Source organism: Microbacterium sulfonylureivorans, from assembly GCF_003999995.1.
Taxonomy (GTDB): domain Bacteria; phylum Actinomycetota; class Actinomycetes; order Actinomycetales; family Microbacteriaceae; genus Microbacterium; species Microbacterium sulfonylureivorans.
Genome location: NZ_RJAD01000001.1, coordinates 1767724 through 1789758, shown reverse-complemented (window position 1 = coordinate 1789758; position 22035 = coordinate 1767724). Strand labels below are relative to the sequence as shown.

At 64.3% G+C, this 22035-nt stretch carries 16 protein-coding genes and 1 tRNA gene; 2 read left to right on the top strand and 15 right to left on the bottom strand.

Annotation, left to right across the window (positions count from 1 at the left end):
- The first annotated feature begins 39 nt into the window (after positions 1-39).
- On the top strand, positions 40-975 hold the full coding sequence (locus tag EER34_RS07865) for an AraC family transcriptional regulator (protein ID WP_164743497.1): 936 nt from the start codon (positions 40-42) through the stop codon (positions 973-975).
- Between the two features lie 70 nt (positions 976-1045).
- On the opposite strand, the gene EER34_RS07860 is transcribed toward EER34_RS07865, so the two are convergent.
- The 15 genes from EER34_RS07860 to EER34_RS07795 form a co-directional block, all read right to left on the bottom strand.
- Positions 1046-3190 (bottom strand): family 20 glycosylhydrolase, encoded by a 2145-nt coding sequence (locus EER34_RS07860; protein ID WP_164743496.1) that lies wholly within the window; start codon positions 3188-3190, stop codon positions 1046-1048.
- 129 nt (positions 3191-3319) lie between these two features.
- Entirely contained in the window at positions 3320-4603 is a 1284-nt protein-coding gene (locus EER34_RS07855; RefSeq protein WP_127473933.1) for an alpha-L-fucosidase, read from the bottom strand.
- A 59-nt stretch (positions 4604-4662) separates the two neighbouring features.
- Positions 4663-5541, bottom strand: coding sequence for a carbohydrate ABC transporter permease (locus EER34_RS07850; RefSeq protein ID WP_127473932.1), 879 nt, complete (start codon positions 5539-5541; stop codon positions 4663-4665).
- A complete protein-coding gene (locus EER34_RS07845) occupies positions 5538-6365 on the bottom strand; it encodes a carbohydrate ABC transporter permease (RefSeq protein WP_205791414.1) in 828 nt (275 codons plus the stop codon). The genes EER34_RS07850 and EER34_RS07845 overlap by 4 nt, the downstream gene beginning before the upstream one ends.
- Positions 6366-6543: 178 nt before the next feature.
- Entirely contained in the window at positions 6544-7896 is a 1353-nt protein-coding gene (locus EER34_RS07840) for an extracellular solute-binding protein (protein WP_164743495.1), read from the bottom strand.
- Between the two features lie 643 nt (positions 7897-8539).
- Positions 8540-8636, bottom strand: a tRNA-OTHER gene (locus EER34_RS17460).
- A gap of 659 nt (positions 8637-9295) precedes the next feature.
- Complete coding sequence (locus tag EER34_RS07835) at positions 9296-10423, bottom strand: extracellular solute-binding protein (protein WP_127473929.1); 1128 nt, start codon at positions 10421-10423, stop codon at positions 9296-9298.
- On the bottom strand, positions 10420-11265 hold the full coding sequence (locus EER34_RS07830; protein ID WP_127473928.1) for an SMP-30/gluconolactonase/LRE family protein: 846 nt from the start codon (positions 11263-11265) through the stop codon (positions 10420-10422). The genes EER34_RS07835 and EER34_RS07830 overlap by 4 nt, the downstream gene beginning before the upstream one ends.
- Positions 11266-11405: 140 nt before the next feature.
- Positions 11406-12179 carry an SDR family NAD(P)-dependent oxidoreductase gene (locus EER34_RS07825; protein ID WP_127473927.1) on the bottom strand — a complete coding sequence of 258 codons (774 nt, stop codon included), beginning with the start codon at positions 12177-12179 and terminating at the stop codon, positions 11406-11408.
- Positions 12172-13902 carry a CoA-transferase gene (locus EER34_RS07820; protein ID WP_127473926.1) on the bottom strand — a complete coding sequence of 577 codons (1731 nt, stop codon included), beginning with the start codon at positions 13900-13902 and terminating at the stop codon, positions 12172-12174. Before EER34_RS07820 ends, EER34_RS07825 begins: the two co-directional genes overlap by 8 nt.
- Entirely contained in the window at positions 13899-15092 is a 1194-nt protein-coding gene (locus EER34_RS07815; RefSeq protein ID WP_127473925.1) for a CaiB/BaiF CoA transferase family protein, read from the bottom strand. Before EER34_RS07815 ends, EER34_RS07820 begins: the two co-directional genes overlap by 4 nt.
- A 124-nt stretch (positions 15093-15216) precedes the next feature.
- Positions 15217-17331, bottom strand: coding sequence for an MGH1-like glycoside hydrolase domain-containing protein (locus EER34_RS07810; protein ID WP_127473924.1), 2115 nt, complete (start codon positions 17329-17331; stop codon positions 15217-15219).
- A 97-nt stretch (positions 17332-17428) separates the two neighbouring features.
- A complete protein-coding gene (locus EER34_RS07805) occupies positions 17429-18253 on the bottom strand; it encodes a carbohydrate ABC transporter permease (protein ID WP_164743494.1) in 825 nt (274 codons plus the stop codon).
- Complete coding sequence (locus EER34_RS07800) at positions 18253-19059, bottom strand: carbohydrate ABC transporter permease (protein ID WP_205791413.1); 807 nt, start codon at positions 19057-19059, stop codon at positions 18253-18255. The genes EER34_RS07805 and EER34_RS07800 overlap by 1 nt, the downstream gene beginning before the upstream one ends.
- A gap of 261 nt (positions 19060-19320) precedes the next feature.
- On the bottom strand, positions 19321-20625 hold the full coding sequence (locus EER34_RS07795) for an ABC transporter substrate-binding protein (protein WP_164743493.1): 1305 nt from the start codon (positions 20623-20625) through the stop codon (positions 19321-19323).
- Between the two features lie 276 nt (positions 20626-20901).
- On the opposite strand from EER34_RS07795, the gene EER34_RS07790 reads away from it, so the two are divergent.
- Positions 20902-21951 (top strand): LacI family DNA-binding transcriptional regulator, encoded by a 1050-nt coding sequence (locus tag EER34_RS07790; protein WP_164743492.1) that lies wholly within the window; start codon positions 20902-20904, stop codon positions 21949-21951.
- The last annotated feature ends 84 nt before the right edge of the window (positions 21952-22035 follow it).

Here is a 22035-nt window from a genome sequence, read left to right as displayed (position 1 = left end):
CGGCGGAGCTCGTGCGGTTCCTTGCATAGGATTATTCGCATGTCGCCGACGACATCTCCTCCCTCCGCGAGGCGCGGCTCGGCCGCCGCACCAGTGACGTCGGACGACCCGGATGTTGCCAGCACCTCTGAACGCGCCATCCAGGATCTGAGAGGCGTTGGCCCCTTCCTCAGCGTCGGTCGGCTTCGCTACCTCACTGCGCAGGACAGACTTCCCGAGCAGGTGCATCCCCATGTCCTGGTTCTGGCGTTTCCCCTTCGCGGCGACGTCGAGTTCGTGGTCGAAGACCGGGTGGTCCCGGTGCGCGCGGGTGAAATGATCCACATTTCGCCCGGAACGCCCTACTCCACAAGCGTGGGGGCCCAGCCGCGCGGAGAGATGCTGTGGCTCCTGCTCAGCACGGGCTCCGCCGCGAGCACCGCCGATACTGCGATCGCGAACGCAGTCAGGGCTCTGACGACGCAGCAGCCGCACGCCCGACGCGCATCGGAGCTGGGCGTGCAGCTGCTCACTCGCGTCGTCGACTCGGAAGCATCTTCCGACGCGCTCTGGCGGCCCTGGGCCGAGGCGATGTGCACTGCAGCCGTTCTTGAGCTCGTTCGCGGGAACGAGCGAGTGGCGTCTTCCGGTGATCCGGTGCACCCGGGTGTCGCGCGAGCAGTGGCGTGGGTTCGGAATCACATCGAAGACGAGATCACGGTGGGCGATCTGGTTTCGGAGGCAGGAATGTCGACGACGAACTTCTACCAGCAGTTCACGCGGGCATTCGGAACCAGCCCCAAGGACTATGTGCTGAGGTGCAAGATCGATCGCGCCCAGGAGCTGCTGCGAGAGGAGCGGGAGAGCATCACATCCATCGCCTTCCGGCTGGGATTCTCGTCGAGCCAGCAGTTCGGCGCGGCATTCCGACGCTACGTCGGCGTCACCCCCACGCAGTTCCGCGCCAGTGTGGAGTCACCGCCCGCCGGCGCGTGACAAACGCCAGTGGCCCCGCTCGGTCTCCCGAGCGGGGCCACTCTTGCGTTCCCTGTTGGCAGGTAAAGGGCTAGTGACTCAGCACCCAGAACTGGCTACCCGGGCCCGTGGGAGCGTTCGTGGAACCAACCGCGATGCCGTCGTAACCGCCAGCGCCTCGCGACCACATCGGCTTCGTCCAGGTGCCGCTGGCGCTGCGCCACCACACCTGGCCCGCGGTGGACAGTGCCCAGATCTCGCCCTCGCTGCTGATCGAGATCTGCGTATTCCCGGAACCCGCGAGGGTCAACCAGGTCCCGTTCGATGGCTGCCACTGATAGATTCCGCCACTGGCGCTCACGACAGCGACCACGTTGTTGGCGCCGGCGGCGATCGTGACGCCCGAGCCGGGACGCTGCACCCATGTGATGCCGTCGAACTGCCAGATCTGTCCACTGGTATTGACGGCCCAGATGTCGCCATTGCTGCTGACGGCGACGCTCTTGCCTGTTCGGCCTGCGTCGGACCAGACGCCCGTCGCGCTGCGCACCCAGATCGGGCCACCGACGGTCCCAGGAGCACCGAGCACTGCCGCCGCCGTGCCGTTGGGGGCCACAGCCACGTCGGTCATCGTCTGGATCGGCTGGCCACTCGGTCCCGGCACCAGCACGCCTGCGGACCCGTTCCAGCGGTACAGGTTTCCGGCTGCGTTCAGCATCCACGGGTTGCCGGTCGAGTCGACCGCGATGTCCACAGCAGCACCGTTCCCGCCGAGCTGCATGCTGAGCCGATTGAAGTCGAGGGCACGGTAGACCCCGGACTGAACCTGGGGAGCACTCATCAGGTCCGGCACGATGGCATTGCTCAACGCGTAGCGCGTCTGGAACTCCGCAAAGTCCGTCTCATCCGCAGCGTTCCAGACTTGTGCGGAGAACGGGGCGATGCCGCTGCGCATCGACTCCAGGGCCCTCCCGCCGTTGAATCCCCACGCCGAGAGGAGGCCGCCCACCACGTTGGTGCTCGTAGAGTCGACTTCACCGCCGCCGTCGACCTTGAACTTGTCGAAGGTGTACACCTCCGATTGCGGCTTGTTCTGACCGCCCCACGGCCACCCCACGCGGTAGAGAATGCTCTGCTGCGCGTTGATGACGGTGCGGCCGTCCGCGACGGCCTGCTCGAACGGGTAGTAGGCGTTGTCCCAGCTGACGATCTGGATGTCCGAGTCGAGCATGTCGGTGTACGGCGGTTTGACGCCTTCCCATACCAGCGAGGTCTTGCCGCGACTGCGCACGTAGTCGTTCAGCTCGTTGAGGAAGTCCGGCAGAGCAGCCCCGCTGACTCCGCTCTCATCACCACCGAGGTGGAAGTACGGCGAGTGCGTGAACACGTCGAGCATCTCACCGATGATGGTCTTGACCGCCGCCCGGACCGACGATGAGCTGTGGTTGATGACCTTGCCGTACGGTCCGTCGGTACCTGGTCCGAACACCGCCGGGTAGACGTTGACCATCTGAGTCGCGTGGCCGGGGACTTCGATCTCGGGGATGATCGTCACGCCTCGCGCCCAGGCATACGCGTCGAGAGCCTGCAGGTCGGCCTTGGCGTAGGCGGGGTGACCGCTCTGGTTCTGGGACCCCAGTAGGGGGTATGCGGTCGACGGGAACATCCAGTTCTCGTTCTCGGTCAGGTGGAGTTGCAGGTACTTGACCTTGTACAGGTGAGCCAGCTCGACCATGTTGCGCAGCTCTGCCGGAGTCCAGTAGCCGCGGCCGAGATCGATCATGAGCCCCCGGAAGTCGCTCTCGGGATAGTCGGCGATCGTCGTGCACCCGAGGGTCAGGCTCTGATTCAGCAGCTGCAGCAGGCTCGCCGAGGCATTTGCCAGTCCGTCTTGGTCGACCGCGGTCAGGGTCGCCTTCTGGTCGACGGTGAGTGTGTAGGCGCCGTTGACCGCCGGTGTCCCGGCCGGGGTTCCCAAGGCGAGCACGACATCACCGGCAGCGGGGGATACACCCGAGACCTTCGCGAGGGTCAAGCCCGTCACGGACTTGATCCGTGCCGCCAGCGCCGTGACGAAGCCCGACGCGTCCGCGCCAGACGGGTAGACGATCCGGCTCGTCGGCGACACCACCGCGTTGTTGCACGGCGTTGGAGTCGTGACGCTCTGCGGGGCCGGAATGATCCCCACGTTCGCCGGCGTCGTCGCACTCGCGGCCGGCACCTGACTGACCAGCATCGCGGCAAGCATCATCGACGCCACACCGGCCGCTAGGACTCTTCTTCGAGCACTGACCATGTTGCTACCTCTCCTTACTGACGCGGCACGGGATATCCGTGCCGGGTTCTGGAACGAATTTCGCGGCGCTTAGCTCGTCGCGTCGTGTTCACCCTCGAACTCGATGGCGATCACGTCGATCAGTGCGCCGGTCGGTGCGGGGGGATCGATGATCAGCTCGCCGAGGATGTCGCGGCTGTCGCCGTGCTCGAGGTGGTTGTCGTGAACCTCGACCATCGTCCGGAACCCGAGTTCCTCGCCGGTCTGGAGAACGGTGACCCGCTTCACCCGGAGTGCGCGCACTCCGCGGACGACGACCGATTCGACCGGCAGTGCCACCAGGTGCAGGAACAGTTCGTTGTCGCGTTGGGTAGCCGGCCCGTAGAAGCGGACTTCGGGTGGTGCCGGGCTAGCGCCGATCACGGCACGCTCATGCGAGTCCATCCACGCGCCGATCGCCTCCAGCCGGTCGACCTGCACCTCCTGCAGGCTGCCGTCTCCCTTCGGGGCGATGTTGAGGAGCATGTTCCCACCGAGTGCCACGGTTTCGGCGAGGTAGGCGACAAGGGAGCGTGCCGACTTGTTGTTCGTGTCGGTGGGCCGGTATGCCCAGGTTTCCCCGATGGTCAGGCACATCTCCCACGGCCCGTTCGGCGGCACAGCGGGCAGACCCTGTTCCGGCGTCTCGTAGTCCCCGTGGCCAGGCAGCCGTCCGTTGACGATGGTGTCGGGCTGCAGCCTTGAGATGAGCGCCCGCAGCTCGCCCGCCTGCCACTCGTCCTCCGTGCGCTCCCACTCGCCGTCGAACCAGAGCAGGTCGATCTGCCCGTAGTCCGTCAGCAGCTCCGTGATCTGGCCGCGAAGGTAGGCCAGGTAGCGCATCCATTGCTCGGGCGTTGCACGCGGATAGTCGACGTGCCGGTACGTGTCGCCCTCCTGGAAGGCGGGATAGTCCGGGTGATGCCAATCCGCCAGGGAGTAGTACAACCCGACTCGGATGCCCTCTGCGCGCAACGCCTCCACGAGCTGCCGGGTGATATCGGCGCCGTAGGGCGAGTGTTCGATCGAGAAGTCCGAGTGCTCGGTGTGGAACATCGAGTACCCGCCGGTATGACGCGCCGTGAAGACGACGTACTGCGCCCCTGCGCGCCGAGCCAGCCGGGCGACTGCCCCGGCGTCCCAGAGCTGCGGGTCGAACGTCGCCGCACTGGAGTGGTACTGCGCCGGGGTCATTGTGCGTTCGTCTTCGGTTCCCCCGGGTATTGCCGGAGACCCCACGACGGGCCAGCCGATCTCCACGCCCTGTTGACTGGCGTGGTCCCAGTGGATGAACAGTCCCAGGCCTGCTCCCTCGAACCAAGTCATGTCCGTCATGCGCGTGCGTTCCTTTCGTCACTGCGTCGTGTGCGAAGCGGGGGCGGCGGAGGTCCAGCTCAGCGGCCGCCGAAACCGCCGACAGTGATGGCCTTCGCCACCTGCCGGTTGAAGACCAGATAGATGAGCATGATCGGGATGGAACCGATCGCGAGACCCGCGAAAAGGGGTCCCAGATCAGTGGTGAACTGCCCCTGGAAGGACAGAAGGCCCACCGGCACCGTCTGACTGTCGGGGCTCTGAAGCAGGATCACACCGAGTTGCGCCTCAGCCCAGACGAACACCAGATTGAGCATCGCCACTGCCGCAATCGGACCTCGGGCCAGCGGGAGGACGATGAAGAGATACGTACGCCAGGCACCGGTCCCGTCTAGCGCCGCGGCCTCGATGAGTTCGCGGGGGAAGTCGACGAAGAAGGCGTGGACGACGAGGATCGTCACGGGAAGGCAGAGCGCGCCGTAGACCAGCCCCACTGCAACAGGTTGGCTGACGACGCCGAGCGTGTTGAAGGCTTGATAGAACGGGACGATCATCAGCACGAGCGGGATCACCGTCGCCACGAGGAAGACCATCAGGAAGAGCTTCCGGGCACGCTCGGACAGGTGGATCGCGAAGTACGCCGCGGTGACGCCCACGCCCAGTGCGACGAGGAGCGACGTGAGCGCCACGATGGCGCTGTTGAGGAAGTACGTCGCCATCCCTGCCGTGCCGGCGCCGCCGTTCCATGCGACCTCGTAGTTGCCCGGGCGGAGATCGCCACCGAGTCCGAGGCCGTTCGTGTAGATGTCGGCGTTCGAGCGCAGGCTCAGGAGGATGATCAGGACGAACGGGATGAGAACCAGTGCCGTCCACCCGAGCAAGCCGATGTGGAGGATGCTGCGGCTCAGCAGGTTGCGCCAGCGCCAGCCCGAAGTCGTCGTGGGTGTTGTCGTGCTCATTGGGCTGACCTACTCACTCGAATGCCGACGGCGCCGATCGCGACCAGCAGGATGCCGCTGAGGACAGCCATCGCCGTCGCCGGTCCGTAGTCGGCGAACTTGAACGCCCATTCGTAGATGAGCACGGGAAGCGTCGCGGTCGCATGCCCAGGTCCGCCGCGGGTCATCGTCCACACGATGGCGAACCCGTTGAATGCCCAGATGAAGTTCAGCAACAGAGTGGTGATCAGCACGGGTCGCGAGAGCGGAAGAGTCAGCGACCAGAACTGTCGCACGGCTGAGGCGCCGTCGATCCGCGCCGACTCGTAGAGCGATGGTGGGATCTGCTCCATGGCGCCCAGCAACAGCAGGAAGGCGAAGCCGACGCCAGCCCAGATCGTGACGACGATGACCGGGATGATGGCGGTGTGACGACCTGCGAGCAACGCGGTATCGGATGGGAGTCCCAGACTCGCAAGAATTTCGTTGATCGCTCCGAACCTGGGCTGGAACGCGCTCACCCAGAAGATCGCGACGGCGACACCGGGCGCGATTCCCGGCAGGAACCAGACAACCCGATAGAACCTGGAGCCGCGGACGTTCGCACTCACGGCTGCGGCCAGCAGAGTCGCGATGGCGACAATGCCCACCGTCGAAGCGCCGGCGTACAGGCACGTGAGCAGCAGCGAATCCCAGAATGCGGCGTCGCTCAGGATAGAGCCGTAGTTGTCGAGACCGATGTGCTCGACGGGACCGATCCCGCGCCAATCGCTCAGGCTCAATGAGATCGCCTGCGCGATCGCGCCACCGACGACGACGGTGATCAGCACAAGGGCGGGCGCCACGGCCCACCATGCGGCCCTGCGGGACACCGTCCCGTACCGGCGACGGCCAGGCTCTCGCCGAACGGCCGAGCTTGTGGCGCGTTCCCGGGGAACTACTTCTTTCAGCACCGCCGACCTCCTGGTCCTTGGCACAGGGTGCGGCTCCACGCGGTGGGGCCGCACCCTGTCAATGGTCTGCTCAGTTCTTGTCGCGGAACTCGATGAGGTGCTGCTGCTGCTGCTCAGCGACCTCGTCCGGGGTCAGCTCTCCTTGAAGCATCTGCTGAACCAGAGGGTCGATGAACTGCTGACCGAAGCCTCCCGGCACGACGCTGGTCCAACCCGGGGCGGACCCGTTGGCTTCGATGTCGGCGAGGAGACTCGCCGACCAGGAGTCGACCGCAAGTTCGTCGGAGGGAAGCGATGTGACTGCGGGGAGGAGCTTGCCGATGTTCACGACCGCTTCCTCCTGCATCTCATCGCTCATGACGAATTCGATGAACTTCTTCGCCCATGGCACCGCGTCCGAGTTGACCGGGATGCCGAGCCCATCGCCGAAGTACTGGGCTTGAAGCACCTTCGATTCGTCGCCGACCGGCGGCAGAAGCAGCCAGTCGGGGGTGAAGTCGAGGTCGGCCTTCTCAAACTCGGGCACTGCGAAGTTGCCGTTGAGGACCATCGCGGCATCGCCCGTCAGGAACGGAGCCAGCGCTGTCGCAGCATCCTGACCCAGATATCCGTCCTGGAAGACTCCCCCGTCGCCCAGCGCCTGAAGCGCCTCGAGAGTGTCTACGAACGGGCTGCCGTCGTAGGGAGTCGTGATTTCGACGTTGGGATTGTGGCTGGTTAGGAGATTCGCCATCTCCTCCTCTGTGGCCACCGTGGGCAGGAATGCATCGAGCATCCAGCTCGCTTCGTATCCGGATCCGCCGCCGAGTTGGAGGGGCGCGATTCCGGCGGCGCGGAAGTCGGTCGCCATGTCGATCAAGGCGTCGACCGACTCGATCCGATGGTCCTCGGGGATCTCAACCCCCGCCTGCTCGAACAGGTCGGGGTTGTACCAGAGCACGTCGTAGATGAGCTGCGAGTAGACGACTGCCGTAGGTCCGTCATCCGTCTGCATGGACGCGGCCACGGGAGCGCTGTACCTGGTCTCCAGATCCGCGTCCGCCCAGACGTCCGAGATCGGGACAAGCGCGTCGGCGTTGGTCAGCTGTGTGTAGACCTCGGAATTCAGCGGGATCATCCCGACGTCCGGGGGACTGCTCGAACCGAGCACGGCGAGGTTGGAGCCGACCTTCTGCTCCTGACTGATCGTCTCGAACTTCACCGTGACATTGGGATACTTCTCCTCGAACTTCTCCCCGATGTACGCGAACATCGCCTCGGCGCTCGTCTGCTGCTGCACCGTCAGGGTGACCTCTTCGTCGAGATCGAGTTCGTCGGAGCTCTGACCGCTTCCGCCACTCCCGCCCGCACAGGCGGCGACCAGCTGGGAAGTGACCAGTAGAACGAGCCCGCCTCCGGCGAGTCTGCTCAGCCGTGATCGCATGAATCTTCCTCTCATTTTGGAGAGCCCGTCGCATGACGTCGACGATGGCGTGGGTCCATGTTGATGGTCCGGCTGCCGCTGTTCGTGCGATTCCTTGCACAGGATTATTTGCCTATCACCGACGAGGAGATCGCAGCGTCATGGGCTCGCGGCGCTGAAGCTATAGGATATGGCTCATCACAGAGGCCGAGTGCATCTGGCTCGCGAGAGAGAAGCCGAGTCAAGCGCGGCAGCCGCAGTGACCGGCTCGAACGCGGCGGACCATCCCGCGGACCGGATGGGCAGCAGAGAACGCCCCGCCAGCCACGGCCCCGGTCACGCCAGGGAACTCCCGCGATAGGCAAGCTCGCGACTCGAACCTCGCTTGATCGGCCATGGGAATCACGGTTCTTCCCATTTCTTTCCCACGAGTCGTCCGGGCAAAAAAACCCCCGATAAACGGGGGTTTTCTGGCGGTGACGGTGGGATTTGAACCCATATCCAACCACCTTTCCAAGGTGCGCGGAGCTGGTCCTTCCGCGTCGTTCCGCGGGCTTCGACCTTTCGTGGTTGGTCAGTGAGGCGCTACTTCTTTCCACGATCTTTCCCACGAGCAGAGCACCCGTCTGGACTTCAGAGTCCGGGGCGAGCGACGACCGCTAGTCGGATACGGAGGGATTTGAACCCTCGCTTCGGGTAGGGCTCCCCCGTTTCGCAGCATGCCGCAGTAGGCCCGCACCAGGGGGCGTTTCCACGCATCCGGCCGCAGAAACACGCGGATTTCCCACCGATCCAATCTGGCGTGATCGACCGATGCGGCCGACGCATCCCCAGTCGATGTGGTACCTGGATGTACCTCTATTGACCTGCTTGCGCGCGGCTTGTGAGCAAAATGTGCGCACGCACCGGGCGCCCGCAAGAGGTCCAAACTTCCCGACGATGCGTGGGTGACGGTGGGATTGAACCCTTATCCGACCACCTTTCAGGGGTGCCCAAGTGGGGATTCTCCGTGTCATTCCAGGGATCCCGAGCTTTCGAATGCCGCGAGCAGAGCAGGTGGCTTCGACCTCGGCGCGGACGAGCGCGAAGGACCGTTCGCCGATGCGATTCGCGGTCAGCTTCCCCTCGTCGATCATTTCCGGACCCGCTGAGGGCTGACGCCGAGGAGCTGCGCCGCCTCCGTGACGCCCAGGAGTTCGGGCGCCTCGGGGGCGCCGCCCCGGCGAACCGGCTCCGCCGCCGACATCGCCTCGAGCGACATCGCCCCTTCGATCTCTAGCGCACACCCCAACGTCACGGCCAGCGGAACACCAGCGGCGGCCTGCGCCAGGTTGTCCGCCGGCAATGTGATGCCCGCCGCGCGATACCACCGAGGGTGATTCCTACGCCCCGTTCCTGTCAATCATCACGAGCGCCTGAGCTAACGCCTCGCCGCGAATATCTCCGCGATGCGCGTAGCGAAGCCTGCCGGATCCGGAGCGCCCTCCGTCAGCCATTCGTGCACAGCCGCGATTGCGTCCGCCTGCACCGCGGGAAACGCCGCGGACCGGGGCCGCAGGAACGACGCGTCGATTCCTGCCAGCGTGTCGGCGAAGAAGCCGCCATGGCTCTCGTTGACCTCGTCCGACACCCAGGCGCTGCGATGGCCGGGCTGCCCGTTGCTTCGCACGTACACCCCATGCTGCACCTCTGCAGATGCGACGAATCGCGCGAAGTCGACCGCTGTCTCCTGGTGCGCGGATTCCACTGAAACCCCCAGCCCAGCGCCGCCCAGCACTCCCCCGGCCACTCCGCGAGCGCCAGTCGGTATAGCACCGAAGCGGAGTGAGGAGGGACGGAATCCGGGCGTTGCGTAGTTCACATATCCGAAGGTGAGCGGTGTGTAGAGCACCTCGTCGGTGGTCGTCATCACCTCGAGAGCCTGGATCGGGTTCCACTCCAGCGACTTCGGATGGGCGAGCCGCATCAGATCGGCAAGCTGGGCTAGTGCGTCGGCCGCGACATCCGGGTCGATCCCGCCGTCGGGAAGCGGATCGTCCACTGCGTTGGCCATCAATGTGAGGAACGAGATGTAGGCGTCCACGGGCGCGCCCGGCACGACGACGCGCCCCGGTGCCGCGCGCGCCAAGTCTGCTACGTCGCTCCATGTCGCAGGGGGCCTCTCGATGAGATCCGGCCGCCACGCTGACACATGGCACGCCGCGTCGATGGCGAGGGCCCACTGGTGCCCGCCCCACTGGTAGCTCGCATGGGACGACCCGACGGAGTTTCGCGCCTGGTCTGCGAGGAACTCTCTCTGGAGGACCGTGTCGAGCGGGATCAGCACCCCGGACTCGGCGACCATGCCGATCCACGGGTGGTCGAAGACCAGGAGGTCGTACGAAGCAGCCAGCTCTTCGAAAGGCGCTTCCCCGAAGTCATGCAGGCTTCTCGCCTCCCAGTCGATCTCGATGCCTGGATGGTCCTTAACGTAGGCCTCGGAGCAAGCGAGGAGAGGATCGAGCCCACGTGGGTGATTCCAAGTCATCCCCCTGAGACGCTGGCTCATGAGCGGACCTCCGAAAGGTTCGGGTATCGAAGACGCGCCCCTGCATCCATCGCGTCGGTCGCGGCGATGTGCCACCGACCCAACGAAGACACTGCGAGGCGGGACCGATCTCCTCCGAAGAACGCGAGGTTGGTCGGCGCAGCCAGTGTGACCCGGCGCGGGTCCTCAGCGACCTTCCGAAGTGTCGCCCCGTCCCACCGGTAAATCACGTCGGGTGCGTAGCACGCGATGAGAAGGTCGCCTGCGGCGGTGAACGCGATGCCATCGGGCAGGTGATCAGCGGGGAGTTCGACGATGGACTCCGGCTCACCGATGACGCGACCGCCCTCGATGCGTACCCGGGCGACGCCCGGCAGATTCGACAGCACGACGTAGAGCCAGTCTCCGTCGGGTGCGATGGCGAGCCCGTTCGGGAAGGCAGCCAGGTCAACGTTCACCGGCTCCGTCCTGCCGTCGGGCGCGATCACCCACAATCGTCCGTCGTGCCCGTCGAAAGCGCCTGAGTCGGAGACGAACAGGTGACCGTCCTGGGTGAAGACCGGGTAGTTCGGCACAGCGATATGCGACGAATATGGGATGACCGTGCCGTCGGGGGTGATCTTCACGACCTCCTGCCGTCCCATGTCACATGCGTAGATGTTCGAGGCGGCATCGAGGCAGAGGCCGAGAACGAAGCCTCCGGTGGAGGCGATCAGTTCGTGGCCGGACTCGGTGATCCGATAGATCTGGCCGGCTTCGCCGCCAGCGTAGAGCGTGCCGTCTGGCCCGGTAGCGATCCCCTCAGGGTGGTCGAGGCCGTCTGCGATGACGGAGAACTGATCAAGTCGTAGTTCCGCGATCATGAGGTTCCTTTCTTGAAGTCGGGTGGGGTGTTGGCGCGCGGTCGACCTGAAGTGTCAAGCGCGGCCGTGAGTGCGGAATTGCGATCGCGCCGACCCTGCGACGTGCGCCGCAACCAAACGGCCGCCGAGATCGGGTTGATTCACAGGGCGAGCTTCGTCAGCAAGCCGCCGTCGACCGGAAGTGCCGCCCCAGTGATGAAACGGGTGTGGTCGCCGAGCAGGAAAGCGATCGCCTCGGCGACGTCGCTTCCCTGCGCGACGAAGCCGAGGGGGTGACCGCGGCCCCACGCGGCCACAACCTCGTCGCCTCCGCCGTCGCCACCGAATAGCTCGGCCGCGTCGCGCAACATCGACGTGTCGACACTGCCGGGGCACACCGCGTTGCAGCGGATGCCCTCGCCCGCGTGGTCGAGGGCGATCGCCTTGGTGAGGGCCACCAGCCCTCCCTTTGAGGCAGCGTAGGCAGCGACAGCAGGCTGCGATGCGAATGCCTGAACGGAGGCCACGAATGCAATCGAACCTCCGCCGCTGGCGCGCAGGTGCGGGATGCCGTATTTGGCGAGCAGGTATGCGCCTTTGAGGTTGACGTCGATCTGCAGATCCCAGTCCGCTTCGTCGAGGTCGACCACCTGCCCGTACCGAACTACGCCGGCACTGCCCACGAGATGATCAAGCCGACCCAGCTTCGCGGCTGCGGCGTCGATAGCCTGCTTCATCGCGAAAGAGTCGCGAACGTCGGCCTGCAAAGCGATCGCACCACGACCGATCTCCGCGGCGTGCCGCTGTGCGGCATCCAGATCCACGTCGATCAGCGCCACCTTCGCGCCGCGCTCGGCCAGGTCTGCGGCCGTGGCGGCCCCGATGCCGGACCCTGCTCCCGTAACGACAGCACCTCTGCCCATGAACTCACTCATCACGTCGTCCTATTCTCTGTGCGGCGGCGAGCCGCATAGCGGTCTCGATAAGGCGATCCTCGGCGGAGACTACCCGTTCGAGGGTTGCTGCACGGTCCTTCGCGGCCGTGAACTCCAGGTCGCGGACGCCGAGCGGGTCGACCTGCTCACGGAGGATCCGCAACGTCGCGGCATCCGGGGTCGCGGTCTCGGGCAGTCCCTCGGCCTGGACAGGGAATCCGGTCTCGTCCTGCAGTTCCGCTGCCGTCACGCCGGGATGCAGGCTCACCGCGCGAAGCCTCCCGGTCACGTCATCCCTGTCGAAGACGGCGAGGTTCGTGATCACAAGCGTGCGGCCAGGGCGGTAGCCGGCGGCCACCCGCTCCACGGCGCCGTGGCGCTTCCGAGCTGCGCTCGCCCGCGGGACAGTGTCCACCATCGACAGCGGCGACTGCCTCGTCTGGTAGAGCACGAAATTTGCGTGCATGTCCGCGACATCAGCCATTCCGCCCTGTCCGGGAAGTCGGATGCGGCGCCCCGACGGACTTGTCACCCAGAGGTTGTTCGTGGCGGCAGTTTCATCCAGCTGTGCGACGTTCACCACCTCGTAGTCCACGCGGCCGGTCTGATACATCACGTGGTACGTGTCATCACCGCCTGAGTGCAAGGGCGCGCTGGCGAAGTCAAGCACCTCACCGAGGCCGAGCAGCAGCGGGCGAGGCGCGATGTCGACATATCCACCCGCCGTGGTGAAGATCGTCGTCGGAGGAGTATGTGTGCGCTGGGCGAGCAGGTATGACCCGAGGGCGAGCGGAGAGACCGCTCCGGCCGAGCACACGGCACCCGGTTCGTACGCGTCGGCGAGCCACGACATCATGACTTCGGCGACTGTTGCGCCGTCCATGGGAGCGTCAGCGGAAGCGGGGAGTGCTGCCTCGACGTCGTCGATCGTCAGCCGGGCGGCCGCCTCGAACAGCGCAAAGCGGTCCCGGTCGAATGCCTCCCGCAGCGGCGCCTCGGCGAGCGTGCCGATGGTTCGGTAGTCCGCGGCGTAGTAAGGCAGGCATGAGGTGGGGAACGCCCCGCCGGGGACCTCCGCGATCGCGCTGATCTGGTGACGGCTGATGACCGCGGCGCCGGGTGCACCGAGCTGACCGCGGGGCACCACTCTCTCTACGGTCACGAGCACGTCACGGGCAGCAGGGATCATCGCGAGGTCGAGCCCGCGGGCTCCCTGGATCTCGATGTTGCCGTCAGAGTCTGCTCGCGTGGCGTGCAAGAGAAGAGTGTCGACCGGGAGGGGCGGGACAACCGCGATCTCCTCCCCCGTGAGGAGGTCCGGCATCACGAGCTGAGGGCCGACGGTCGCGCCGTACGGTACCTGCAGCGTCGCGGACGGAAGCCTCTCGCCCGCGGCCCGAAAAGCCTGCAGCATCCCCAGCGCTGTCCATTCGATCACCTCGACATCCCCCGACTCGAGCGCCGCGCGGAACCTAGGGGCGAGTCCGAAGATGTCGAGGCTGGAGAAGCAGAATGAGAGTTTGCGGACCGCCTGCGCCTCCAGGAACATCTCCAGCGGTAAGCCGCCGCCCCACGCGACGTAGTGGAGACCCGTTGGTCGACGCCTCACCACCGCGTGGATGAGGGCAAGTGGAAGCCGGCTGAAAGCCGCCCCACCCACCGCGACCGCGGTGTTCGACCTGACACGCGCAGCCAGCCCATCCACATCGACGAACTCGGTCATGCGGGCACCCCCACCACCTTGTCTGCGAACAGAGCGTCGAGCGCCTCCTGATCTAGGTCGGTGAACTCTGCGAGGATCTCTCGGGCGTGTTCGCTCAGTCGCGGCGGCGCCTTGGTGATCTCGGCACGTGTGTCGCTGTAAGCGACCGGGACGCCGATCAGTCGGAGGTTTCCGGCGGTAGGGTGCTGAACCTCGGCGATCATTTGGTTGTGCAGCACCTGAGGATCCTGGATGACCTGCGCGTAGTCTTGCAGCGGCGCGCACCACACATCTTCGGCGAGCAGTCTCGCGAGCAGCTCATCGGTCCTCCACCGCCGGGTGCCCTCTTCGAGCAGCCGTTTGATGTTGTCTCGGTCGGGAATGACGCTCTTGCCGTCGACGCCCTCGAGTCCGTCCACACCGACGATTCGGGCCACGAGGTTCACGGGGGTCATCGCGATCGCGATATAGCCGTCAGCGGTCTGATAGAGGCCGAATGGAGCTCCAGCCCAAGGCGACCCGATTCCGGCCTCGCTGCGGGGCGGCTGCACTCCGGTCTGAAGGAACGCGTTCAACTCTTGAGCCTGCATCGCCAGCAGTGAGTTCAGCAGGTTGACCTCGACGTGCTGGCCCTTACCGGTCGCGTTGCGGTGAATGATGGCGGCGAGGGTGGAGTAAGCGATGTGAAGTCCGGCTGTGAGGTCCGCGATGCCGAGGGCCACGTTCACGGGCGGATCACCCTCACGGCCGAGGCCGGTCGGCAGGCCCGTGATCGCTTGGATCAACAGATCCTGGCCGGGCCGCGTGACGTACGGTCCGCTCGAGCCGTATCCGGAGCTCGAGGTGTACACGAGGCCCGGGTTGGTCTGAGCCAGCTCCGCGTACCCCAGGCCGAGCCGATCCATGACCCCGGGACGGAAGTTCTCGACGAGGATGTCCGCCTTCGCGCAGATCTCCTTCGCAATCGCCAGCCCTCGCTGGTCGCGGAGGTTGAGCGAGATGCTGCGCTTGTTGCGGTTGAAGGACAGATAGCTGATGCTCTCTCCGCCGGGTTCGCAGTCCTGGAGCGCGAAGCTGCGCATCCAATCGCCCTGAGGCGGCTCGATCTTGATTATCTCTGCGCCAAGGTCGCCGAACATCTGCGTGGCGTACGGGCCTTGTGCGAGCTGGCTGAAGTCGGCGACGACGAGGCCGTTTAGCGGTCCGGGCATGGGAGGGAGTTCCGTTCGTTAAATCGGTTTTCTGGTGCTATACGGTACAGCGAGATCACGTGTCGAATGCCACTCGGGATCATCCGGAATTGGGGCTGTGAACGCGGCGCGGGGCCATCGCTTCTTATGCCGGGATGGTCACAGGCCTGCCGTATGCGTGCGTGCTGTGCAGCCGGTCATCCACGAAGACCTCGTAGCTGGTGCGTCCGAGTCGAACGTCGTACCGATGGTCACGGAACTGGTAGCCGGACAGCTCCGCCTCCCCGACCTCCTCGTTGAACGGTGCGGGGTCGACGACCAGATCACCGGTCATCTGCGGCCGCAGCCCGAAGATGCCGGTCCACACCGCTTCCATCGCTGACGCGCAGGAGAGGGCCACATTGCCACCCGGCGGGATCTCGGCCGCGACCTCGCCCATCGCGGAATGCAGCATGAAGCAAAAATGGTCCGCCATGCGCGCGACACGCTTGAGGATGTCCCAAGCGAGTGCTGGTTTGCCGTCGACATACAACTGGCTGGCGATGCGGCCCGGTGTGCCCATGTAGTAGCCCCCGCCTCCGAAGTCGGCGTCCATGCGGTCCCAGTGGACCTCATCCTTCCGGGAGATGGAGTACATGCCGTACGGCGCAAGGAACTCACCTTCGCGAAGGTGAGCGATCATGGCCTCCTGCTGATGCTCGGTGAGGGCGGACGTGTTGAGCATGTCGTAGAGGTGAACGGAGTAGACCGGCCAGCGGGTACCGTCCTCGTCCATGCAGTCGAACCAGCCGTTTTCCTCGTTCCACAGCCGCTCCTGCATGATCGAACGCAGCGTCGTGCTGCTCGCGTCGAACGTCCCGGCATCCGGATCATTCCGTTCCGCCGCCAGTTCCGCCAGCCATCGAAAGTAGTCGATGGCTAGCCCGTTCAGCGTGGGGATGGCGTGGTCATAGCCGGCCGTTCGCAACTCGATGTACAGGTTCTGCTCGTCGCCGATGTCCAGCAGGCCGTGGCGCCCCTGGCCGAAATCCGCTGTCAGCTTGTCTCCCCACAGCTTGAGCCACTCGTAGACGGTGTGCGGTCCGGCCTGGACGTCGAGGATCGCATGGTCACCGGTCATGATGCGGTAGCGACTGATGATCGTCTGCAACGCGAACGGATCTTGGAGATAGAGGAGGTGCGAGTAGTCGCCGGTGATGTCGGCGTGCGGATCGTCAAGTGGCCGCACTGCATGGACATCGATGTACGAAGTTTCCATCTTGCCGATGTCAAGCACATCCAATATCACGTTGCGAAGCGACTGCGGGTCAACGAGCGACATTGCATCCGCCGCAAAAGAAAAGTCCCAAGCCGTCTGGCAGATGAACACGCCACCAACGATCCACGTCGGCTGACGGCGGAACTCGGGCCCTTCCCACCGCAGCGCAGCCAGACTGCCGAGGCATCGCTTGTAGAGGTCGTCCAGGTTCGCCGATGCGGTCCGAATGGCGGGTAGGCGCGACGCGACCCGAGCGATCTGCTCCCGGCCGTCCCTCTCGCACTGGGCAACCGCGTCCGCGGTCGCTGCGACACCGACAGCCGGGGGCCGATCGTCGGCAGCGTAGTCTCCGATAACGAAGTGATGAGTCTCGGTCGTCCGTGGCGCAAGTGTCCAGACAAAGCCCTGCTCGTCGATCTCGTCCAGATCGGAACTGATGCACACAAACCCGTCAGCCGTCGGCAGCTCAATGACGTTCTCGCCATTCTGAACAGGGAGCAACGTCAATGCGAGCGGCTCGTCCGAGCGGTTGCTGAGCGTAACGGAGACGCATGCCCGCAACGATGGCTTGGCCACAAACGTTGCCGTTCTTATCGAGAACGACGTCAGTCCACCCGCGAGCTTGGAATGAAAGGTCCCCGAACGCAACTCCTTGTGGAGGTACCACAGATCGTCCTGCGGCGCGATACAGAAGGGCTCATTCGGTCGGAAGTTGAGCCCGAGGACATTCGGGGTCTGCTCGGTGAAATCGTCTCGGATACGAGTGCCGCTGGCGCGGTCGAGAAAGTCGAAGTGAAACGCATATCCCGGCATCGTGAACCGCGTCGTCGACCACTGCGCGGGGTACAGTCGCTGCCAGCCATTGAACAGCCACTTCCGCTCATCGGAGTAGTTGATGGTCTGCCGCTCCATCGCAAAATCGTCCGATGTGACCGGCTCGACACGTACCGGATCGCCGGCGGCAGACGAGCGTGGATTGAGCTTGATGTCGAGGTCGAGCATGAGTCTCATTTCATGGCTTTTTGAAGGGGAAATCGTCGAAGCTAGCGCGTGACAGCGTGAGTCCAGCCGGCGCGGCCAGGAGTCGTGATCTTCAACATCAGACGTTTGCGCTGATTCCGGTGATGAAGTAGCGCTTGAACGCCAGGAAGATAGCGATAGTCGGAATGGAGACGAGCAGCGCCGCCGCCAGCAACCCCGGCTGCCCCATAGCCGCTGTCCTGCTTTGCATCCCTGCCAGGCTCGCCATCACGGGCATGTTCTCGGGACTGATCGTGAGGGAAATGCCGAAGAACAGCTCGTTCCAAACGGCGATGGACGCGAGAACGAACGCGGCGAAGAGGGCGGGTCTCATCAATGGGAGATACACGCTGAACAAGATGCGCCACCAGCCGGCTCCGTCGAGCTTCGCGGCCTGCGCGATATCCGAGGTAAAGGTGATCAGAAAGTTTCTCAACAGGAAGAACGAGAATGGGATACACAGTGCCGTGTAGACGATGAACAGCACGGTCTTTGTGTCGTACAAGTTGACGGCCACAGAACCGATGTACAGGGGGAAAGCGAACACCTGCAGAGGCAACAGCGCTCCTCCGTAGATGATCCAGAAGAGCATTTTCGGGCGTCGCAGCGGCATCATGACTTGCGCGAACGCCGCACAGGCCGCGACGAGCACTGCGGCCAAGGATGCTACGACCGAGTACAGCGCGCTGTTCACTGCGCCCTCGAGCAATCCTTCATGGCTCAATGCGCTGGCGAGGTTGTCGAAGAGGCCGAAACCATCTGGCCACCACACCGGCGCGCCGGTGTAAGAAGTCATCGGGGTGATTGCGTTGACGACGATCAAGTAGATCGGAATCGTCCAGATCAGGACGAACAGGCCGACGATGGCGTAGCGAACGATCCCTCTCACAAGCGAGCCGGACATCAGTAGTTCTCCTTTCCGAGCTGCGTTCGCAGATACGACCATGAGCACCCGACAACGATCACGGTCAGGACGATTGCGATGGCCGAGCCCACGGCAGGATCGAGCGAGGTGAAAGTCTGTTGATACATCGACAGGGCGAGGTTTTCGGAGGTGCGATTGGGCCCCCCGTGAGTCAGCACGAAGATGACATCGAACGCGCGCAGCGCATTTGCGATGGTTATTCCGACGACGATGGCTGTTGTGGCCCGCAATTGCGGGAACACGATGTGCCGGAAGCGCGTCCACCCTTCGGCACCATCGATCGCTCCCGCCTCGAGGGTCTCCCGCGGAATTGTCTGAAGGCCGACAGTGAAGAGCATCAGATTCACTCCGGTCGCCTGCCAGGACGCAATCAGGATCGTGGAGATGACGTTGAGAGGCCAGTGCAAGAGCCATCCGATGGGCTGCTCCGCCGATTGCATCCCGAAGAACTGCAGAGCCTGATTCAAAGATCCGTTCGTGGCGAAGAGCATGTGCCCGAACACACCGACAACGGCTCCCGCCAGCGCGTAAGGCAGAATCATCAACGCCCGCGCAGTCTCGCCGAACCTCATGCGCTGCGTCATGACTGCGATGAGCAATGCCACACCAACGGGGATGATGAGCGCACCCAAGGCCCAGAGGAGGGTGTTGAGCATGGAGAGCTGCAGGCTGGGGTCTTGGAAAACGCTGACGTAGTTGCCGAAGCCGACGAAACCCGTTTCTCCGGCGCCGAAGAATGAGCGTATGACGGTGTAGGCGAACGGTATGAGCAGGATCGCCCCCACGAGCGCGAGCGCGGGAGTGAGGAATGGCAGGGACCGGCGGCGGTCTCGCTCCTCGAAGCCCGCGCGGGATGCGCGCCGAGCTCTGTGTCGTCCCCCACGATGTGCCGGGTTAGGCCCGGACGCGACTGCCTTGCTGTCTTCCTGGACTGACGTGACCACGGTTGTCACAACTTTCTGTCGAATGCTTGGCCCAGACGTGCGCGACGTTGACCGTGCTGCTGTGTGCGCCCGGATTGGGCGCACACAGCAGCGATGGCCATATCAGCCGACGCTCGGGCTCTTCTCCCACTGCTCCCATGCCGGGGGGGCCTGGGTTGACATGTCTGAGAGTGTCTTCTCGAGCGAGCCGGGGTCGACCATGAAGCCACCGAGGGAGTTCACCGTGGAGGTGACCAGCTTGGGGGGCAATGCCTCGTAGTAGCGAATGAGCTTGGTCGCCTGCTGCTCCTCGACCTGTTCGACGATGCTCATGATGATCGGATCCGTCGACTTGATCTTGGGGTTGATCGACGTATCGGGGTTGTTCTCGGACCAGATCCTCTGAACGGGTTCCGTGAGCCAGGCGGCGACAGCCTTGAGGGCGGCTTCCTTATTGGGTGCGTTCTTCGGGACGACCCATGCCGATGCCTCGCTGAACACGGCGGGAGAACCGCCCTCCTCCATCGACGGGACCACAAATGCGCCTACGTCGCCTTCGGCGAGTCCGGCGGCCTCGAAGGACGAGTTGTACCACGTCCCGATCGGGAACATTCCTACGTTGCCGGCCTTCATTCCGGCCGGGCAGTCCGAGAATTTCTGATCCGGCGCTGTCATCCAGCCATTGTCGATCCATTCCTTCCAGACCGACATCGCATCCTCGATCTGCGGATCGTCGAACGACACCTCGTTCTCGATCAGCTCGTTGTAGACCTCGGGCGACTTCGCGCCGACGAACATCTCGAAGGGGATGAATGGCGTCCAGCCATCCGCTTGCCCGGTGCAGGTCTTGGCGCCAATCGCCTTCAGCTTGGCCGCTGCATCTTCAAGCTCGGCCCACGTGGTCGGCGGGCCCGAGATCCCGGCCTCTTCGAACAACGTCTTGCTGTAATACATCACCCAGTACGACATCGTGAACGGCACTCCATACACCTTCCCCTCGTGCGAGAAGAAGGGGCGCAGACCATCGTCGAGATCGCCGTTCGCCACCGCGGCATCCCAGATCGGAGTCAGGTCTTCCAGGTCACCTGTGGCTGCAGCGGCTTGCATGTACTTTCCGCTCGTCCACTTCGCCACATCACTCACCTTGTCCGTCGGCAAGGACGCCAGGAATGTCTGAATGAAGTTCGACGTGGTGGGCAGGGTGAGGGGTTCGACCGTCACGCCCGTCTGATCCTTGATCTCCGGACTGACGGCTTCGATCTTGGCGGTCCAGTCTTGTGCGTCGGTGAGCCACTGGACGGTATCGGATTCGGGATCCGCGTCGCCGCTGCCGCTGCTGCATCCAGCAAGCAGGCCCACGGCGAGGGTCGCTGCTGTGGCGATCGTGACGGTACGTCGCCGTGCTGTCGACGTCGATGAGAACTTCATGCTGTGCACTCCTTCGTTTAGGTCCCTCATTGGACCAAGGTGTGGGGAAACCCCCGTGAAACATCCATGTTTCGAGTCACTCCGGCAAGAGCGGTCCTCCTGCGAGACCTGGGTCCTCAGTCTGCGAGACTGGAACTCCTGAGTCGCCATTAAACCGGTTTCATGATGTTATACGATACATCGGGATGAGGTGTCAACTCCAGTCGGCATCCCACCCCAATGAAGAAGAGAGCCCGGCGCCGAGCGCTGGGCGATCCCGGACGAAAGAGTTTGACCATGGTCGGCATTGCCGAAGTCGCCGCAAGAGCGGAGGTGACAAAGTCCGTGGTCTCGCGAGTGCTGAACGGCGACCCCACAGTGGTCGTCCGGGCCGAGACGCGTGAGCGAATCATCCGGGTTGCGAAGGAGCTCGCGTACACGCCGAACTACGCGGCCCGCGCACTAAAGCGTTCTCGGGTGGGGGCCATCGGCCTCGCCGTCCACGGAGTCACCCACCCCCTCTACAGTGAAATCATCTCAGGGGCGCAACGGATCGCCTCCGAGAGGCACATGGTCCTCATCCTGGCGGACAACATCCCCGAGCTGGCGAACGATTCCGGCTCCTTCGACCGAATAGTTCGAAGCGGGCTGATCGACGGGATTCTGATCGTTCCTGCGGGTACCGAAGCAGACACGCGCCTCGCGGACTCGGTCTCCAAGAGCATCCCACTCGTCATCGTCAACGACGCCGGCGGGGCGCACAGCAGCGTCTCGCTGGACAACGCCATCGCCGCAGGCATCGCCACGCGGCACCTCATAGACCTGGGACACACCAGAATCGGGATGTTCGGGATCGGTGAGCGGAATGTTCGCGCCCAGGACCGTGAAGACGGCTTCCGGAGGGCACTCACCGCTGCGAACATCCCGGTTCGTGACGAGTGGATGCTGTCCGGAGGCACTATTGCCGCGACCGGAAAGGCCGCTGCGCAGCGCATGTTCCAACTGGACGAGTTGCCCAGCGGCGTCGTGGTGGGCAACTCCATGGCTGCGACAGGAGTCCTCGCGGCGGCACGCGAAGCCGGCGTGCGGGTGCCCGAAGAACTCTCCGTCATCGGGTTCAATGATCTCCCTTACGCCGACCAGCTCAATCCCCCGCTCACGGTCGTAGCCACGCCGCTTGAGGAGCTCGGAGCGCAGGGGATGTCACTCCTCCTCCGACAGCTCGACACTGGCACTGTGGAGAACCTGATCGTGACAGAACCGGAACCCCGGCTTGTCATTCGAGGATCTACGGCACCTCCGCACCGTAGCCGTCTAGACCCGCGATCACACCACGGAACGTGGTGAAGGCAAAACACTAGCGACGCGCGCACCTGCATCGCACAGCAAGCTCCACTCGTCGGGGAGGATCGCGATGCGTACATGAAATGT

Coding starts and splice junctions, on each gene's coding strand:
- EER34_RS07865 (WP_164743497.1), top strand. CDS start 40: ATGTCGCCGACGACATCTCCTCCCTCCGCGAGGCGCGGCTCGGCCGCC.
- EER34_RS07830 (WP_127473928.1), bottom strand. CDS start 11,265: ATGATCGCGGAACTACGACTTGATCAGTTCTCCGTCATCGCAGACGGC.
- EER34_RS07840 (WP_164743495.1), bottom strand. CDS start 7,896: ATGCGATCACGGCTGAGCAGACTCGCCGGAGGCGGGCTCGTTCTACTG.
- EER34_RS07810 (WP_127473924.1), bottom strand. CDS start 17,331: ATGCTCGACCTCGACATCAAGCTCAATCCACGCTCGTCTGCCGCCGGC.
- EER34_RS07825 (WP_127473927.1), bottom strand. CDS start 12,179: ATGAGTGAGTTCATGGGCAGAGGTGCTGTCGTTACGGGAGCAGGGTCC.
- EER34_RS07805 (WP_164743494.1), bottom strand. CDS start 18,253: ATGTCCGGCTCGCTTGTGAGAGGGATCGTTCGCTACGCCATCGTCGGC.
- EER34_RS07815 (WP_127473925.1), bottom strand. CDS start 15,092: ATGCCCGGACCGCTAAACGGCCTCGTCGTCGCCGACTTCAGCCAGCTC.
- EER34_RS07855 (WP_127473933.1), bottom strand. CDS start 4,603: ATGACGGACATGACTTGGTTCGAGGGAGCAGGCCTGGGACTGTTCATC.
- EER34_RS07850 (WP_127473932.1), bottom strand. CDS start 5,541: ATGAGCACGACAACACCCACGACGACTTCGGGCTGGCGCTGGCGCAAC.
- EER34_RS07790 (WP_164743492.1), top strand. CDS start 20,902: ATGGTCGGCATTGCCGAAGTCGCCGCAAGAGCGGAGGTGACAAAGTCC.
- EER34_RS07820 (WP_127473926.1), bottom strand. CDS start 13,902: ATGACCGAGTTCGTCGATGTGGATGGGCTGGCTGCGCGTGTCAGGTCG.
- EER34_RS07835 (WP_127473929.1), bottom strand. CDS start 10,423: ATGAGCCAGCGTCTCAGGGGGATGACTTGGAATCACCCACGTGGGCTC.
- EER34_RS07795 (WP_164743493.1), bottom strand. CDS start 20,625: ATGAAGTTCTCATCGACGTCGACAGCACGGCGACGTACCGTCACGATC.
- EER34_RS07860 (WP_164743496.1), bottom strand. CDS start 3,190: ATGCTGGTCAGTCAGGTGCCGGCCGCGAGTGCGACGACGCCGGCGAAC.